17 protein-coding genes are annotated in these 14733 nt (G+C 61.0%); 10 read left to right on the forward strand and 7 right to left on the reverse strand.

The annotated features are described in order from the left end of the window. Positions 1-185: 185 nt before the first annotated feature. Complete coding sequence (locus HPDFL43_RS16445) at positions 186-1568, forward strand: ATP-binding protein (protein WP_040450400.1); 1383 nt, start codon at positions 186-188, stop codon at positions 1566-1568. A gap of 38 nt (positions 1569-1606) precedes the next feature. Here HPDFL43_RS16445 and HPDFL43_RS16450 read toward each other — a convergent pair whose 3' ends face one another. From HPDFL43_RS16450 to HPDFL43_RS16465, 4 genes are all read right to left on the reverse strand, one after another. Then, positions 1607-1948: a tRNA-binding protein gene (locus HPDFL43_RS16450; RefSeq protein WP_007198517.1), complete on the reverse strand. Its 342-nt coding sequence runs from the start codon at positions 1946-1948 to the stop codon at positions 1607-1609. 90 nt (positions 1949-2038) lie between these two features. Continuing rightward, entirely contained in the window at positions 2039-2851 is an 813-nt protein-coding gene (gene proC / locus HPDFL43_RS16455) for a pyrroline-5-carboxylate reductase (RefSeq protein ID WP_425348795.1), read from the reverse strand. A gap of 1 nt (position 2852) precedes the next feature. Next, the gene (locus HPDFL43_RS16460; RefSeq protein ID WP_007198519.1) at positions 2853-3353 is read right to left on the reverse strand and encodes a type III secretion system chaperone family protein; all 501 of its coding nucleotides are present in this window, start codon (positions 3351-3353) and stop codon (positions 2853-2855) included. Between the two features lie 336 nt (positions 3354-3689). Next, on the reverse strand, positions 3690-4010 hold the full coding sequence (locus tag HPDFL43_RS16465) for an accessory factor UbiK family protein (protein WP_040450402.1): 321 nt from the start codon (positions 4008-4010) through the stop codon (positions 3690-3692). Between the two features lie 239 nt (positions 4011-4249). Between HPDFL43_RS16465 and lgt the strand changes: the two genes are divergently transcribed. From lgt to HPDFL43_RS16495, 6 genes are all read left to right on the forward strand, one after another. Then, positions 4250-5074 carry a prolipoprotein diacylglyceryl transferase gene (gene lgt / locus HPDFL43_RS16470; protein ID WP_007198521.1) on the forward strand — a complete coding sequence of 275 codons (825 nt, stop codon included), beginning with the start codon at positions 4250-4252 and terminating at the stop codon, positions 5072-5074. Between the two features lie 56 nt (positions 5075-5130). Beyond that, on the forward strand, positions 5131-6234 hold the full coding sequence (locus tag HPDFL43_RS16475) for a class I SAM-dependent methyltransferase (protein ID WP_040450405.1): 1104 nt from the start codon (positions 5131-5133) through the stop codon (positions 6232-6234). 104 nt (positions 6235-6338) lie between these two features. After that, entirely contained in the window at positions 6339-7157 is an 819-nt protein-coding gene (pgeF, locus tag HPDFL43_RS16480; protein ID WP_007198523.1) for a peptidoglycan editing factor PgeF, read from the forward strand. Next, positions 7141-8307: a M24 family metallopeptidase gene (locus HPDFL43_RS16485; protein WP_007198524.1), complete on the forward strand. Its 1167-nt coding sequence runs from the start codon at positions 7141-7143 to the stop codon at positions 8305-8307. The genes pgeF and HPDFL43_RS16485 overlap by 17 nt, the downstream gene beginning before the upstream one ends. A 70-nt stretch (positions 8308-8377) precedes the next feature. Continuing rightward, the gene (locus HPDFL43_RS22435; protein WP_007198525.1) at positions 8378-8974 is read left to right on the forward strand and encodes a hypothetical protein; all 597 of its coding nucleotides are present in this window, start codon (positions 8378-8380) and stop codon (positions 8972-8974) included. A 198-nt stretch (positions 8975-9172) separates the two neighbouring features. Then, on the forward strand, positions 9173-10111 hold the full coding sequence (locus tag HPDFL43_RS16495; protein WP_007198526.1) for a ribose-phosphate pyrophosphokinase: 939 nt from the start codon (positions 9173-9175) through the stop codon (positions 10109-10111). Positions 10112-10115: 4 nt separating this feature from the next. Here the strand turns inward: HPDFL43_RS16495 and chrA are convergent, their stop codons facing one another. Both chrA and HPDFL43_RS16505 read right to left on the reverse strand, forming a co-directional pair. Continuing rightward, positions 10116-11450 (reverse strand): chromate efflux transporter, encoded by a 1335-nt coding sequence (gene chrA, locus HPDFL43_RS16500; RefSeq protein WP_007198527.1) that lies wholly within the window; start codon positions 11448-11450, stop codon positions 10116-10118. Then, positions 11443-11784, reverse strand: coding sequence for a rhodanese-like domain-containing protein (locus HPDFL43_RS16505; protein ID WP_007198528.1), 342 nt, complete (start codon positions 11782-11784; stop codon positions 11443-11445). Before HPDFL43_RS16505 ends, chrA begins: the two co-directional genes overlap by 8 nt. Before the next feature lie 349 nt (positions 11785-12133). Here HPDFL43_RS16505 and HPDFL43_RS16510 point away from each other — a divergent pair, with 349 nt between their 5' ends. From HPDFL43_RS16510 to HPDFL43_RS16520, 3 genes are all read left to right on the forward strand, one after another. Beyond that, on the forward strand, positions 12134-12769 hold the full coding sequence (locus HPDFL43_RS16510; protein ID WP_040449290.1) for a 50S ribosomal protein L25/general stress protein Ctc: 636 nt from the start codon (positions 12134-12136) through the stop codon (positions 12767-12769). Between the two features lie 33 nt (positions 12770-12802). After that, the gene (gene pth / locus HPDFL43_RS16515) at positions 12803-13546 is read left to right on the forward strand and encodes an aminoacyl-tRNA hydrolase (RefSeq protein ID WP_007198530.1); all 744 of its coding nucleotides are present in this window, start codon (positions 12803-12805) and stop codon (positions 13544-13546) included. Positions 13547-13724: 178 nt separating this feature from the next. Next, a complete protein-coding gene (locus HPDFL43_RS16520) occupies positions 13725-14186 on the forward strand; it encodes a YHS domain-containing (seleno)protein (RefSeq protein ID WP_156970311.1) in 462 nt (153 codons plus the stop codon). Positions 14187-14214: 28 nt separating this feature from the next. On the opposite strand, the gene HPDFL43_RS16525 is transcribed toward HPDFL43_RS16520, so the two are convergent. Then, a complete protein-coding gene (locus HPDFL43_RS16525; protein WP_156970312.1) occupies positions 14215-14595 on the reverse strand; it encodes a hypothetical protein in 381 nt (126 codons plus the stop codon). Positions 14596-14733: the final 138 nt, after the last annotated feature.

Below are 14733 nucleotides of genomic sequence, written 5' to 3' on the forward strand. Positions count from 1 at the left end.
AAGTGGGGGTATTCGCCGAATTTGCAAGCTCTTTGCATAATCTGTCCAACAGATGCTGCATTGAAACCCAGATGATCCGCGCGGCAACATGCTGGCATGCCGCCGCTTGTCGCTACCCATTCGGCTTCAGCTTGTTTATAACCACGGGCGAACAGGACTATCCGCAGGGCGGGAGGTTGGGAGCCATGGCCAGCATCGACTCTATTCGCCGTGAGTACGAGCGTTATCCGCCCAATGGGCTACGCCGCTTCACGCGCTGGTTCACCAAAAGGATTCCGACCCGGCTCTACGCCCGTGCGCTGCTGATCATCATCATCCCGATGGTTTTGCTGCAATCGGTGATCGCCTTCGTGTTCATGGAACGCCACTGGCAGACGGTGACCCAGAGGCTGTCGATGGCCGTGACCCGCGATATCGCGGCCACGATCGACGTGATCAACAGCTTCCCGGACAAGACCGCCCAGGACGAGATGATCCGGATCGCACGCGAACGGCTGGATCTGTCGGTTGCAATCGAGCCCGCCGGCGACCTGCCACCGCCACGGCCGAAACCGTTCTTTTCGATTCTCGACCAGACCCTTTCCGAGGAAATCACCCGCCAGATCCGGCTGCCATTCTGGATCGACACGGTGGGCAATTCCAACATTGTCGAGATCCGGATCAAGCTCGAAAACAGCATCCTCCGGGTCTTCGCCAAACGCAGCCAGGCCTACGCTTCCAACACCCATATCTTCCTTTTGTGGATGGTCGGCACCTCGCTTGTGCTGCTGGTGATCGCGATCCTGTTCCTGCGCGGCCAGATCCGTCCGATCCTCAAACTGACCCAGGCCGCGGAGAGTTTCGGCAAGGGCCAGCGCATGCCCGACGATTTCCGTCCCCGCGGCGCTGATGAAGTGCGCCGCGCCGGCATTGCATTCATCAAGATGCGCGAGCGCATCGAGCGCCAGATCGAACAGCGCACGGCAATGCTCTCGGGCGTCAGCCACGACCTGCGCACCATCCTCACCCGCTTCCGGCTGCAACTGGCGCTGGTCAGCGACGGGCCGGAGCTGGACGCGCTCAACAAGGACATCGACGACATGCAGTCGATGCTCGACAGTTACCTCTCCTTTGCCCGCGGCGAGGCCGAGGAGGATGTGGGCGTGATGAGCCTCAAGACGACCGTTGAAAAGGTCGCCGCCGACGGCCGACTGCGCGGCGCCAATGTCAGTGTGACGGTGGAAGGTGACGATGACATCAATGTCAGGCCGAACGCGTTTGACCGGCTGCTGACCAACCTGGTCTCCAACGCCTGCCGTCATGCCGACGAAGTCACCATCCACGCACAGAACCGCGGCAAATGGCTGACCATCGCCATTGACGATGATGGGCCGGGAATCCCGATCGATGCCCGCGAGGATGTGTTCAGGCCCTTCTACCGCCTCGATGAAGCCCGCAACCAGGATGAGACCGGTTCAGGCCTCGGCCTGGCCATCGTGCGCGACATCGCCCGCAGCCATGGCGGCGACGTCATGCTCTCTGACAGCGCCATGGGCGGCCTGCGCGCGACGGTGCGGCTGCCGGTCTGAAGCAAGGGCAATCCGGGACCCGGGACTTTGGCTCCGGGCTACATCAACCGTGCGCCGTTGGGCACGGTTTTGTCGATGGATGCAAGCACGATATCGCCATTGTCATCGGCAAAACCGAGGGTCAGAACTTCCGACATGAACGGGCCAATCTGCCTGGGCGGGAAATTGACCACCGCCATCACCTGACGTCCAACAAGCGTTTCGGGCGTGTAGTGCACGGTGATCTGCGCGGAAGACTTCTTCTCACCGATCTCCGGCCCGAAATCGATCACCAGCTTGTAGGCCGGCTTGCGCGCCTGGGGAAACGCTTCCGCTGCAATCACAGTTCCGGTCCGGATGTCGACTTTCTCGAAATCATCCCAGCTGATGGTCTGGCTCATGGCAAAGTCCTGATCTGATTTTAACATTGGCAGGGAAAGAGCAAGAGGCGCCTGAACCGGGAGCGGTGCCCAGCTCCCAGCGCAACAGGCTTAGCTTGCAAGTTCCCGGGAGCGGTCGGCGGCCGCCTTGATCGCTGCGTCAAACAGCGGCTGCATGGCCTCATCCGACATCAGCACATCGAGTGCTGCCGCGGTGGTGCCGTTCGGCGAGGTCACATTCTGGCGAAGCTGGCCGGCGCCGTCCGGGGACCGGTGCATCAATTCACCAGCCCCCGTAACGGTCGCGCGCGCGAGCCGCATGGCGAGGTCCGCCGGCAGGCCCAGTTTACGGCCTGCCTCCGCCATGCACTCAACGAGATAAAACACATAGGCCGGGCCGCTGCCCGACACCGCCGTGACCGCATCGATCATGGCTTCGTCTTCGACCCACTCGACCGGACCGCAAACCGACAACAACCGGTCAATCTCGGCCTTTGCCTCGGCGGTGACCGCGGCATTGGCAACGGCACCCGTGATCCCGCGGCCCACCATCGCAGGGGTGTTGGGAATCGAGCGCACCACGGCGCCGCCAAGATGCTGTTCGAAGAAGGAAATCGTCTTGCCCGCGGCAACCGACAGCGTCACGGTCTGCGGCCCGACAAGCCCGCCAAGTCCGGCAACAACCGCTTCCATCATCTGCGGTTTGACCGCCAGCATCAAAATCCCAGCCGCCACGCCTTCAGGCGCAGCAGTCTCGAAGCGAACGCCGGCATCGGAAAGCCGGACGGTCATTGCCTCTGACAATTTCGGATCAATCACCAGGATCGCGGCCGGATCGGTTCCCGCATCCAGCCAGCCATTGAGCATCGCGCCGCCCATATTGCCGGCACCAACAAGCACAAGGGGACTGGCGGGCGAAATCACATCAGGCCTCGCCGCGGGTTTCGAACATCACTGCCTCGATCGCCGAACGGGCATCCATTCCGGACCAGACAACGAACTGGAATGCCTGGAAATAGGCTTCACAGGAATCAAGCGCATTGGAGAGCAGAACCTCAACCTGCTGGTTGGTCGGTTCCGCTCCACCTGCAAGCAGCAGCGACTGGCGGAAAATGACAACGCTTTCCTGCTGCCAAAGGTCGAAATGCCCCATCAGCACCTGGCCATTGACATGGGACAAGAGCCGCATCACCTCGGTCACCCGCGCATCGGGAACCTTGATGTCAAAGGCGCTGGCAATATGCAGCGCCTCGCAGTCTTCCATCCAGGAAAACGAAACATGATAATCGGTCCAATGGCCTTCGACGGTCATCGCGATTTCATGTTCGCCGGAGCGTTCGAATGTCCAATCATTCGCCGCCGCCACGAATTCGATCATGTCCACTGGATTGGAATGCCGTTCGAATTCGAAATTACTAAGATTCATGCCCCACCTGGTTCCCTTTGACGTCTTTGCGAACCGACGCTGCCGGTCGCTCAAAAGACGGTACTTTTTGCATGAGTCAGAGGACGCCCTTGTGGGTTCGCCGCCGCGACTCCCACCAGGGCTTTTTGCTGCCCGATCCGAATCATCATTTAGAATCAGTGTATAAATGCAGACTCGGAGCGCCAGTCCCTCGCTTGCATTTTGTCAGGGAGAGCCTGTGGACCGACCTGCGAAAATGATTCCGCCGTGACTCATAACTGACTCACGCAAAAGGCTTTTTGAGCTTCGGTTGCCGGTGGAAAACCTGTGCAAAAAAAATTGGGCAAACCGGCCGGGTCAGGCCTTCTTGGAAGGTCCGCGCCTGGCTGCAGCAGGTTTTGCTGTCGATTGGGCCTTCGAAGCGGGTTTGGAGCCGAGTTTTTGTTCGAGTTCCGCAAGCCGCGCGGCCAGCGCATCGTTTTCCTCACGCGCCTTTACCGCCATCTCGCGGACCGCCTCGAATTCCTCTCGCTTGACCAGGTCCATCGAATTGATCAGCCGTTCAAGCTGGGCCTGGATCGCAGTCTCCGCCTCACGGCGCACGCCCTGCGCCGCACCCGCCGCATCGGTCATCAGCTTGGCAAGTTCATCGAGAATGCGGTTGGATCCGTTGTTCATGATTTTCATCCCTGCGTTCGCATGGTTTTGAGGCAATAAACGTGATCTTGAGGTAAGCGCTCCGGCTGGCAGTTGCAAGCAGCACAATTGCCGCAAGCCTTGCGCAAAGCCCATATGCCATGCAACACGGGCAAATTACGCGGAGCAAGCGGCCCGGAAACGGCCACAAATCCGCGTCACGAACCAAGGCCGAAGTCGCAGGCGGCTGACCTGGCAGGGAGGACCGCGCATTGGACTACATGGCTGCGATGCTGTCGCTGATGAGTTTTCCGGATATCGATCCGGTCCTTATATCTCTTGGCCCGCTGCATATCCGCTGGTACGGCATCGCCTACGTCGTGGGCATCCTGCTCGGCTGGCGCTATGCAAGGCGGCTCGCCGCCAACACCAGTCTTTGGCCCGGCGGACGCTCCCCGATCACGCCGCTGGATATGGATGACTTCCTTGTCTGGGCGACGATCGGCATCGTTGCCGGCGGTCGCATCGGCTACATCCTGTTTTATGATTTCGCCGCCATTGCCGCCAATCCGTTCCGGGCCTTGGAAATCTGGAATGGCGGCATGTCGTTTCATGGCGGTGTGCTGGGCACGCTGCTGGCAATGGTTCTGTTTGCCCGCAGCCGCAAAATCCCTGTTTTCAACCTGTTCGATGTGGTCTGCGCCGTGGTGCCGGTCGGCATTTTCTTTGGCCGCGTCGCCAACTTCATCAACGCCGAACTCTGGGGACGCCTCACAGACGTGCCCTGGGCCTTTGTCTTTCCCACCGGAGGACCGTTTCCCCGCCATCCAACCCAGCTTTATGAGGCAGCTCTCGAAGGGCTGTTGCTGCTCGCTGTCCTGGCCGCCCTGATCTATCGGCGCGGTGCGCTGGCTTCACCCGGCCTGATCGCCGGCTGCTTTCTCATAGGCTATGCTCTTTCCCGCATTGCAGTCGAATTCTACCGCGAACCCGACGCCCATATCGGCTTTCTGTTCGGCGGCTGGTTGACCATGGGAATGGTGCTGTCGACGCCGATGATCGCTGTCGGCCTCTGGGCCGTGCTGTCGGCTCGGTCGCGCGCCTGAGTGAAACCAGGAAGATCAGCGCCATGAACCTGCCCCCCAAATCAAGCACCCCTCCGCTGAGGACCCCGCTGGCTGAAAAGATGGCGCGGATCATCGAGCAGGCAGGACCGCTCAAGATCTCCGATTTCTTTGCCCTGTGCCTGGCCGACCCCGACCACGGCTATTATAAGACCCGCGAGCCTTTCGGCCGTTCCGGCGATTTCATCACCGCTCCGGAAGTGTCGCAATTGTTCGGTGAGATGATCGGTGTGTTCCTGGTCCACGCCTGGCAAGCGCAGGGTGCGCCGGATCAGGTGCGGATCGCCGAGATCGGGCCTGGCCGCGGCACTTTGATGTCGGATGCGTTGCGTGTGATCGCCAAGCTCGCTCCCGATCTCTACGCCAACGCCACCATCCACATGGTCGAGACCAGCGACCGGCTGCGCAATGAGCAGCGCCAGACGCTGGTCCGCATCAAGGACCGGATATGCTGGCATCAGGCTTTCGAGGAGATCCCGGCCGGGTTCACCCTGATGGTCGCCAATGAGCTGTTTGACGCGATTCCCATCCACCAGTTCGTCAAGACCCCCAACGGATTTCGCGAACGCGTGGTCGGCCTCGACGAAAACGGCCGCCTCGCCTTCGGGATTGGCACCGGCAGTTTCGACCCCTCTCTGCTGCCCGTTGATGAGGCGGCTGTGCCCGAAGGAGAGATCTTCGAGCTTGCACCGGCGCGGTCGGCAGTCATGCAAGCCGTGGCGTCCAAGCTGGTCCGCGACGGCGGAACCGCGCTCTCCATCGATTACGGCCATCTGGTCACCGGCTTCGGGGATACCTTGCAGGCTGTGTACCGGCATGAATTCGACACCCCTCTGGCCCGACCCGGGGAAGCCGATCTGACCAGCCATGTGGATTTTCAGGCCCTTGCCGAAGCCGCCGTGGCCGCGGGAGCGCATCTGCACCGGCCCCTGACCCAGGGCGAATTCCTGGTGGGACTGGGCCTGGTCGAGCGCGCCGGCGCACTCGGATCAGGTCGCGACGCATTGACCCAGGCGGCGATACGCGATGCGGTCAACCGGCTCGCCGGAGAGGGCGAAGGCCGCATGGGAGCGCTGTTCAAGGTGCTCGCAATAAGCGGCGCACAAGTCAGAATTGCCCCGTTTGATCCGGCCTCAGCTTGATATCTGCATTTGACAGACGCGGCGCAGATGGCCACCATTTGCGCGCAAACGAGGATTAAGCTGCGGATTCGGCATCCCTGCGGGGCCGATGGGAGGACCAAATCATGACGCTTGACCGCCACGGACCGAACCCGGTCCGCAGCACCATGCTGGATGGCGCCTCTGGTGATGGGCGCATTGCCCATGGCTTTTTCAGCCGTGTGGGCGGCGTCTCCCGTGGGATTTACCGTGGCTTGAATGTGGGGCTCGGCTCCGATGACGATCGCGCCGATGTGATGGAAAACCGCGCCCGGGTCAGCGGCTGGTTCGCCCAGGATCCGTCCAGGCTGGTAACCGTGCACCAGGTGCACTCGCCCGATGTTCATGTCGCAACACCAGACAATGCAACCGATCGCCCCAAAGCCGATGCCCTTGTCACCAACACACCGGGATTGGTGATCGGCGTCCTCACCGCCGATTGCGGGCCGGTGCTTTTTGCCGATCCGCAATCCGGTGTCGTCGGCGCGGCCCATGCGGGCTGGCGCGGCGCATTCGATGGCGTGCTTGAAAACACGGTCAAAGCCATGGAAAGGCTCGGCGCCTCGCGCACCCGTATCACCGCTGTTCTTGGCCCATCGATAAGTCAGGCCAATTACGAGGTCGGACCGGAATTCGTCGAACGCTTCATTCAGCGCGACACTGCCCATAAGGCCTACTTCAAACCGTCGGACAAACCTGGGCACTCGATGTTTGACTTGAGGCAGCTGACACTCGACAGGCTGCGTGCTTGCGGGGTGCAGGCAGAGATGGTCAGCGACTGCACCTATGCGGACGAGGACGCCTGGTTTTCCTATCGCCGTTCCACACACCGCAACGAACCCGATTACGGACGACAGATATCCGCCATCACCATAAAGGAGGACCCCCATGGCCCTGCATTTTGAACGTGAGGAATACGCCGCCCGTTTGAGCAAGCTGACGGCGAGCATGCGCGACGAGAACATCGACGCCATGTTGCTGTTCGCCCAGGAGAGCATGTACTGGCTGACCGGCTACGACACCTTCGGCTTCTGCTTTTTCCAGTGCCTGGTGGTCAAGGCGGACGGGAGCATGACCTTGCTCACCCGCTCTGCCGACCTGCGTCAGGCGCGCCAGACATCCAACATTGAGCGGATCGTGGTGTGGACCGACCGGACCAAGGCCGATCCGGCGATGGATCTGAAGAACCTGCTGTCGGATCTCGACCTTCTCGGCACCCGCATCGGCGTCGAATACGACACCCATGGCCTGACCGGTGCGAACTGCCACAAGCTCGACAACCAGTTGCAGAGCTTTGCCGAACTGATTGACGCCTCCTACATGGTCAGCCGTCTGCGGTTGATCAAAAGCCCGGCGGAGATCGTTTATGCCCGTCGCGCAGCCGAACTTGCGGATGCGGCGCTGGACGCGGCCATGCTGCTGGTCAAGCCGGGGGCCAACGAAGCCGATATTCTCGCCGCCATGCAGGGCGCGGTCTTTGCCGGCGGCGGTGATTACCCGGCCAATGAGTTCATCATCGGTTCGGGCGAAGACGCCCTTTTGTGCCGCTACAAGGCCGGACGCCGCAAACTCGATGCCAACGACCAGCTGACGCTCGAATGGGCCGGCAGCTACGCCCATTACCATGCGGCCATGATGCGCACGATCATCATCGGCGAACCGTCGGCGCGCCACATCGAGCTCTACGATGCCTGCCGCGAAGCCATGGGCGCAATCACCGAAATCCTCAAGCCCGGAACGACGTTCGGCGACGTGTTTGATGCCCATGCCGACGTCATGGACGAACGCGGCCTGACCCGGCACCGGCTCAATGCCTGCGGCTACTCGCTCGGCGCACGCTTTACCCCGAGCTGGATGGAGCACCAGATGTTCCACGATGGAAACCCGCTCGCCATCGAACCCGACATGACACTGTTCGTGCACATGATCATCATGGATTCAGAAACCAACACGGCGATGAGCCTGGGGCAGACCTATTTGACCACAAATGCAGAGGCAATATCGCTGTCAGCAAAACCCCTTGATCTCATTGTTGTGCCAGCGGGAAAACCGTGACGCAAACACCCTGCAATTGACAGGTCCGCCCCCTAGATTTCATAACAGTGTCAGCGAACGGGCGGGAAGCATGAGGCAAGCTATCAAGATCATAGGCGCATTGGCCCTCGTAGGGCTCTTGGCTAGCGGCTGCAACAGCACCGATACGCTTGCGCCAATTCCGGGCGATGGGGCACCGGTGGATGATCAAGCCAGCGCGCCCCTGCTCGGCGATCCTGGCCAACCCGCGGGCACCGCACCGGCAACGCCGGCTCTCGCAGCACCGGCCACCGCTTCGCCAACACTCACATCGCTCCCCGCAGGCCAGGTCCGTGGCCAGATCCGCTTCATGCCGGTGATCGGCGCGCCGGTGAATGCCGTCACGCCGCTGTCGCGGCAACTGGCCGTCGAAGCCCGCAACCGCGGACTGGCGATTTTGAGCGCATCAGCCCCTGGCGGCGACCATGTGCTCAAGGGGTACTTCTCCGCCGAGACCTTCAACGGCCAGACAACGGTGTTCTATGTCTGGGATATTCTGGACCCATCGGGCGCGCGGCTCCACCGCATTCAAGGTCAGGAAGCATTTCCGGGCAGCGCCGGTGATCCCTGGGCCTCGGTTCCGGCAAATGTGATGGAGCGCATCGCCACCCGCTCGATCGACGAATACGCCAACTGGCGCGGACTTTGACAGGACAAGTCCTCGCCGCGTGACGCTTTGCCGGCTATTCGATTTCGCGATCATTCAACAGAAAAATAACCGCCGCAAACAATGCGCCCTTGCAATCGTTCCAAGCACCGCTAAAACGCGGGCAAACAGGTTGGCGTTCCGTCGCCATGGGCACTGAAGCTCATGAGGTGACGCAGCCAGAAAAACAGGCGGTCCCAGATGAAGGTTTTCGCGGGAAACTCGAACCGGCGCTTGGCTGAATCTATTTGCAACTATCTCAATGTGCCGCTCGGCAAGGCCAGTGTCCGGCGCTTCGCCGACCAGGAGATTTTTGTCGAGATTCAGGAGAATGTGCGCGGCGAGGATGTCTTCGTGGTGCAATCGACCTCCTACCCGACAAATGACAATCTGATGGAACTGCTGATCATGATCGACGCCTTCCGTCGCTCGTCAGCCAAACGCATCACCGCTGTCATTCCCTATTTCGGCTATGCCCGTCAGGACCGCCGCGCCTCGGGCCGCACGCCAATCTCGGCCAAGCTGGTGGCCAATCTGATCACCGAAGCCGGCGCCGACCGGGTCCTGACGCTGGACCTGCACGCGGGCCAGATCCAGGGCTTTTTCGACATACCGACCGACAACCTCTTCGCGGTCCCGTTGCTGGCCCGTGATGTGAAGGACCGCTACGCCAAGGGCTCCTTGATGGTGGTGTCTCCCGATGTTGGCGGCGTGGTCCGCGCCCGCGCGCTGTCCAAGCGCATTGATCCGCAATCCACACTTGCCATCGTCGACAAGCGCCGCGAGCGCCCGGGCGAATCCGAGGTCATGAACGTGATCGGTGACATCGCCGGCAAGGACTGTCTGCTGATCGACGACATCGTCGATTCGGGCGGCACCCTGTGCAACGCCGCCGAGGCGCTTCTGGCAAAGGGCGCGACCAGCGTGACCGCCTACATCACTCACGGCGTGCTGTCCGGCGGGGCCGTGGCCCGTGTCGCCTCGTCCATGCTCAAGGAACTGGTCATCACCGACTCGATCCAGCCGACCCAGGAGGTGCTGAGCGCGCCCAATATCCGTGTCATCTCCACCGACACGCTGATCGGCGAAGCCATCAACCGCACCGCGGCCGAGCAATCGGTCTCGTCCCTTTTCGACTGATCGCTTACCCCAGCAGGCTGAAGGCAACGCCTTCAAGCGTTGCAGCACCCAGAACCCAGAACAGATTGAGGTGAAAGCGCAACAGCGCGATTGCCGCACCTAGCGCAATAGCCAGTGCCGCAACATTGAGCGAGGCCACATCCGGCTGAGGCAGGGTGAGCGGCCCGAAGCGGATTTCGCCAAGCTCGGCGAACAGCACATTGAGCGCGAACCACACCGCGAGATTGGCAATGACGCCCACCACGGCGGCTGTAATCGCCGCCAGGCCCGCCGACAGCCATTTGACCGAGCGCAGTCGCTCGATATGGGGCGCACCCGCAAAGATCCAGAGGAAACACGGCGCAAAGGTAAAGAACAGCGCCACCGTTCCACCCAGAACGCCGCCCAACGCCGGGTCAAGCCCGGCCTCGCGCGCGCCTCCCAGAAAGCCCACAAAGACCAGAACCAGAATGAGCGGCCCCGGCGTTGTCTCGGCCAGGCCAAGACCCGCCAGCATGTCGCCGGGCATCAGCCAGCCATGCACCTCGACGGCCTGTTGCCCGACATAGGCCAGCACCGCATAGGCGCCGCCAAAGGTCACAATCGCCGCCTTGGAGAAAAACAGCGCCATTGCAGCAAACGCGTCTGGAATGCCAGGCAGCAGCAAAAGCAGAGCCAGAGGCCAGAGCCAGATCGCACCCCAGACAAGAATTGTCCGCAATGTGGGACCGGTCAGCCCCGGCAAGGCCTCTCGCTGCGGCTCGGCATCCAGGCTTGTCTGGACAGGCTCGTTCCCCAGCTCTGGCGGCCGGCTCAGCTTGGAGACCAGAATGCCGATCAGGCCTGCCCCCAGCACGATCAGCGGAAACGGCAGCTTCAACAGCGCGATCGCCACGAAGGCCGCGACAGCGAGCCCCCAGGCAAGACGTGATTTGAGTGCCCGGCGCGACACCTTCATCATTGCTTCGACCACGATTGCCAGCACCGCCGCCTTGAGCCCGAACAACACGCCCGCCACCACCGGCAGATCGCCATAGTGGAAGTACAGAGCGGACAACGCCATGATCACGGCAAAGCCCGGCAGCACGAACAGGAGCCCGGCCAGAAGCCCGCCTTTGACCCCACGCAGCAGCCAGCCCGAATAGGTCGCCAACTGCATCGCTTCCGGCCCCGGCAGCAGCATGCAGAAATTCAGCGCATGCAGAAACCGCGGCTCATCAAGCCAGCCGCGCTCCTCAACCAGCTCGCGATGCATCAGCGAAATCTGTCCGGCAGGGCCACCGAAGGAGAGAAGCCCGATGCGGCCGAAGACGCGGAACATCTCGCCATAGGATGGCGCATCGTCGTGACGCTCAGACATCCGCGCGCTCCACTGGCGTGACCGGCAGGCCAGCCGCTTTCCACGCTTCAAACCCGCCCTCGACAATCACGGCCTCGATACCAGTGTCCGCCATAAACCCTCGCACCGCCTGGCTGACCTCATGCCCATGCACACAACACACGGCAACACGCATGCCCCTGTATGCATCAGCCCAGTTCGCGGCATCGAAGGGATGCCGCCAGACAGCGCCCGGCATGGCCAATCCCGACGCCAGCCGCGCCGTGGGTTTGCGGACATCGATAACAATCCATCTGTCCGGCTCATTTGCCAGATCAACGGGCGATATAGAGGTTTGATTGTGGTTTTGTGACATAGACAAGCTCCGCAAGAAATTGCGTTGGTCGCGGAGCTTGGAGCCAGTCCACACAGCGGTAGGCTCTCAACGGGAGATCCGGATTTCCCCGTGACCAGCAAACTAGCTGCTGCCCCGCCCAGGGTCAATCGGTATAAACAAGGCATGGCTGCCGCCTCAAACACCGCCCAGAGCCTTGCATTCCCGCAACTGCTCCGCTATAGCACGCCCGTCCGTGCAGACACCCTTGGAGGCAACACGGATGAGGCGCCGTCTATCTCTTCAAAAGAGGCGGCGCTTGATGTTTTTCGGGACCTGCCACAACGGATCCCGGCAAGCAGCCTTTATAAGAACCTCGAAAGGAAATGCCATGAGCAACACATATGAGCTCAAGGCCGAGGCGCGCGCACAGGTCGGTAAGGGGTCCGCCCGTGAACTTCGCCGCAACGGTTTGATTCCCGCTGTCATCTATGGTGACAAGAAAGACCCTGTTTCGATCGCGCTGTCGCGCAAGGACGTCACGCTGAAAATTCATGCTGGCGGCTTCATGACCACGATCGCCACCATCGATGTCGACGGCACCAAGTACAGCGTCCTGCCCAAGGACTACCAGCTTGATCCGGTCCGCGACTTCCTCATGCATGTCGACTTCCTGCGGATTTCGAAGAACACCCAGGTGACCGTCGAAATTCCGGTGCACTTCGAAAACGAAGAAAAGTCCCCCGGCATCAAGCGCGGCGGCGTTCTCAACGTCGTGCGTCACACGGTCGAGTGCAACTGCCCGGCCAATTCGATCCCGGAAGCCCTGATCGTCGACCTCACCGGTCTCGAAGTCGGCGACGGTGTGCACATCTCGCACGTCACGCTGCCTGAAGGCGTTCACCCGACGATCACCGATCGCGACTTCACCATCGCCACCGTCGCAGCCCCTGCTGGCCTCAAGAGCGACGACAACGCCTCTGGCGACGGCGGCGACGAAGCAGCCGAAGGCGAGAGCGAAGACTAAGCTCCGCCGGCGCATTTTTGAGGATCAGGCTCCATGTTGCTCATCGCAGGACTTGGAAACCCCGGCCCTCAATACGCCAAGCACCGGCACAATGTCGGCTTCATGGCGGCGGACGCAATTGCCCGCCGCCATTCGTTTTCCGGATTTTCGAAGAAGTTCCGCGGTGAAATCGCCGATGGCGAGATCGCCGGCGAGAAAGTCCTGCTGCTCAAACCCATGACCTTCATGAACCTGTCCGGCGACAGCGTCGGTGAGGCCATGCGGTTCTACAAGCTCTCCCCGTCCGACATCATCGTCATTCATGACGAACTCGACCTGGCCCCCGGCAAGCTCAGGCTCAAGACCGGCGGCGGCCATGGCGGCCACAATGGGCTGAAGTCCATCGACGCCCATTGCGGCAAGGATTACAAGCGCTTGCGGGTCGGCATCGGCCATCCCGGCCACAAGGACCGCGTCAACAGCCATGTGCTGGGTGATTTCTCCAAGGCCGATCTGGTATGGCTGGAACCGTTGCTCGACACCATCGCCGACCATGCCGATCTGATGGCCAAGGGCGACGACGCAGGGTTTCTGAACAAGATCGCGCTTGCGACAGGCAGTGCATCACCCGGACCGGCAAAGCCGGAAAAAAAAACTGAAACGGCAGCGGGCGGCAAACCCAAACCACTTTCAAAATCCCACATCCGCCAGGCCCGCAATTCGGCACAGCCGAAAACACTGCCGACATCCGGCCCAATGGCCGACATGCTAAAGAAGCTGTTCGGCAACAAGGACTGAGCACACAAAGCCGCTGACGCCGGATGACATCCGCTTGCATGTCCGTGACCCAGACCTCCCGCACATTCACACCATCGTCATTCGCTCTTGATCACCAATCCGGGCAATATCCTCACATCGATCAAGCCGCGGCCAGACGCTCCAGCCACTTGCCGCACCCAGGATGGAAGAGGCAATCATGAACAATGCAGCATTCACCCGAAGAGCTCTGTTTGGTCTTGGAATTGGTATTGCGGCGCTGTCCCTCACCAGAACCGGCCCCGCAATGGCCAACCCGGTCAACACCACCAAGTCTGGCGTGGCCATCGACGGCCATGATCCCGTGGCCTATTTCACCATGAACAAGGCTGTGCGCGGCGACAAGGCCATCACGGCAACACATGGCGGCGCGACCTATCATTTCAGCTCGCAAGACCACAAGGCGCTGTTTGAGGCTGATCCGGCCAAATACACACCACAATATGGCGGCTACTGCGCCTACGGCGCCTCACAGGGCTACAATGCGCCGGTGGAAGCCGACAAGTTCACCCTGGTCGATGGCAAGCTTTATCTCAACTACAATGGCCGGGTTCAAAGCACCTGGCGCGAGGACACAGCCGGCTATATCACCAAGGCAGACGCCTATTGGGCCACACAGTAGGTGGCCGGACGCAACGACGCGTCTCTGATCAGGCCTTGAGATCTTCGATGCGCTGCCAGAACAGATCGACGAAGCCGGCAATGCCGGCTTCGATGCCGTAGGCGATCAGCTGCGCCGCTTCAGCGGAAAACAGCATCAGGCCAAATCCCGCAATCAACCAGTAGCTGACTGAATTCCTGAGGTTCTTGAGGCTGTCGAGCCGGTAATAGCCGGCATAATCGAACTCGGTTCCGATCAGATAATCACCCCAGCTGTAGTCACTTGAGACCAGCACATTGACCGCGGGCGTGTCTGACAGCTTGTCGGGAAACACGTTGAACACGGCGCGGATGACATGCGCGAGCGTGCCCAGCACGACGAACAGGATGCCCGCGACGGCAAAATGCCAGGTGGCAAGTTCGGTTTCCATTTGGGTCTCCATCAAGTGTTCGACAGTGACAGTAGGGCAAAAAGCTTGCCATCGGGTTGATGGGCGAAAGCACCCGGGACTTGACCATGCAAGCCCTTTCCCGCATAGCCAGCGGCAATTCCTGATAAGACACGAGAC

Source organism: Hoeflea phototrophica DFL-43 (assembly GCF_000154705.2).
GTDB classification, from domain to species: Bacteria; Pseudomonadota; Alphaproteobacteria; order Rhizobiales; family Rhizobiaceae; genus Hoeflea; species Hoeflea phototrophica.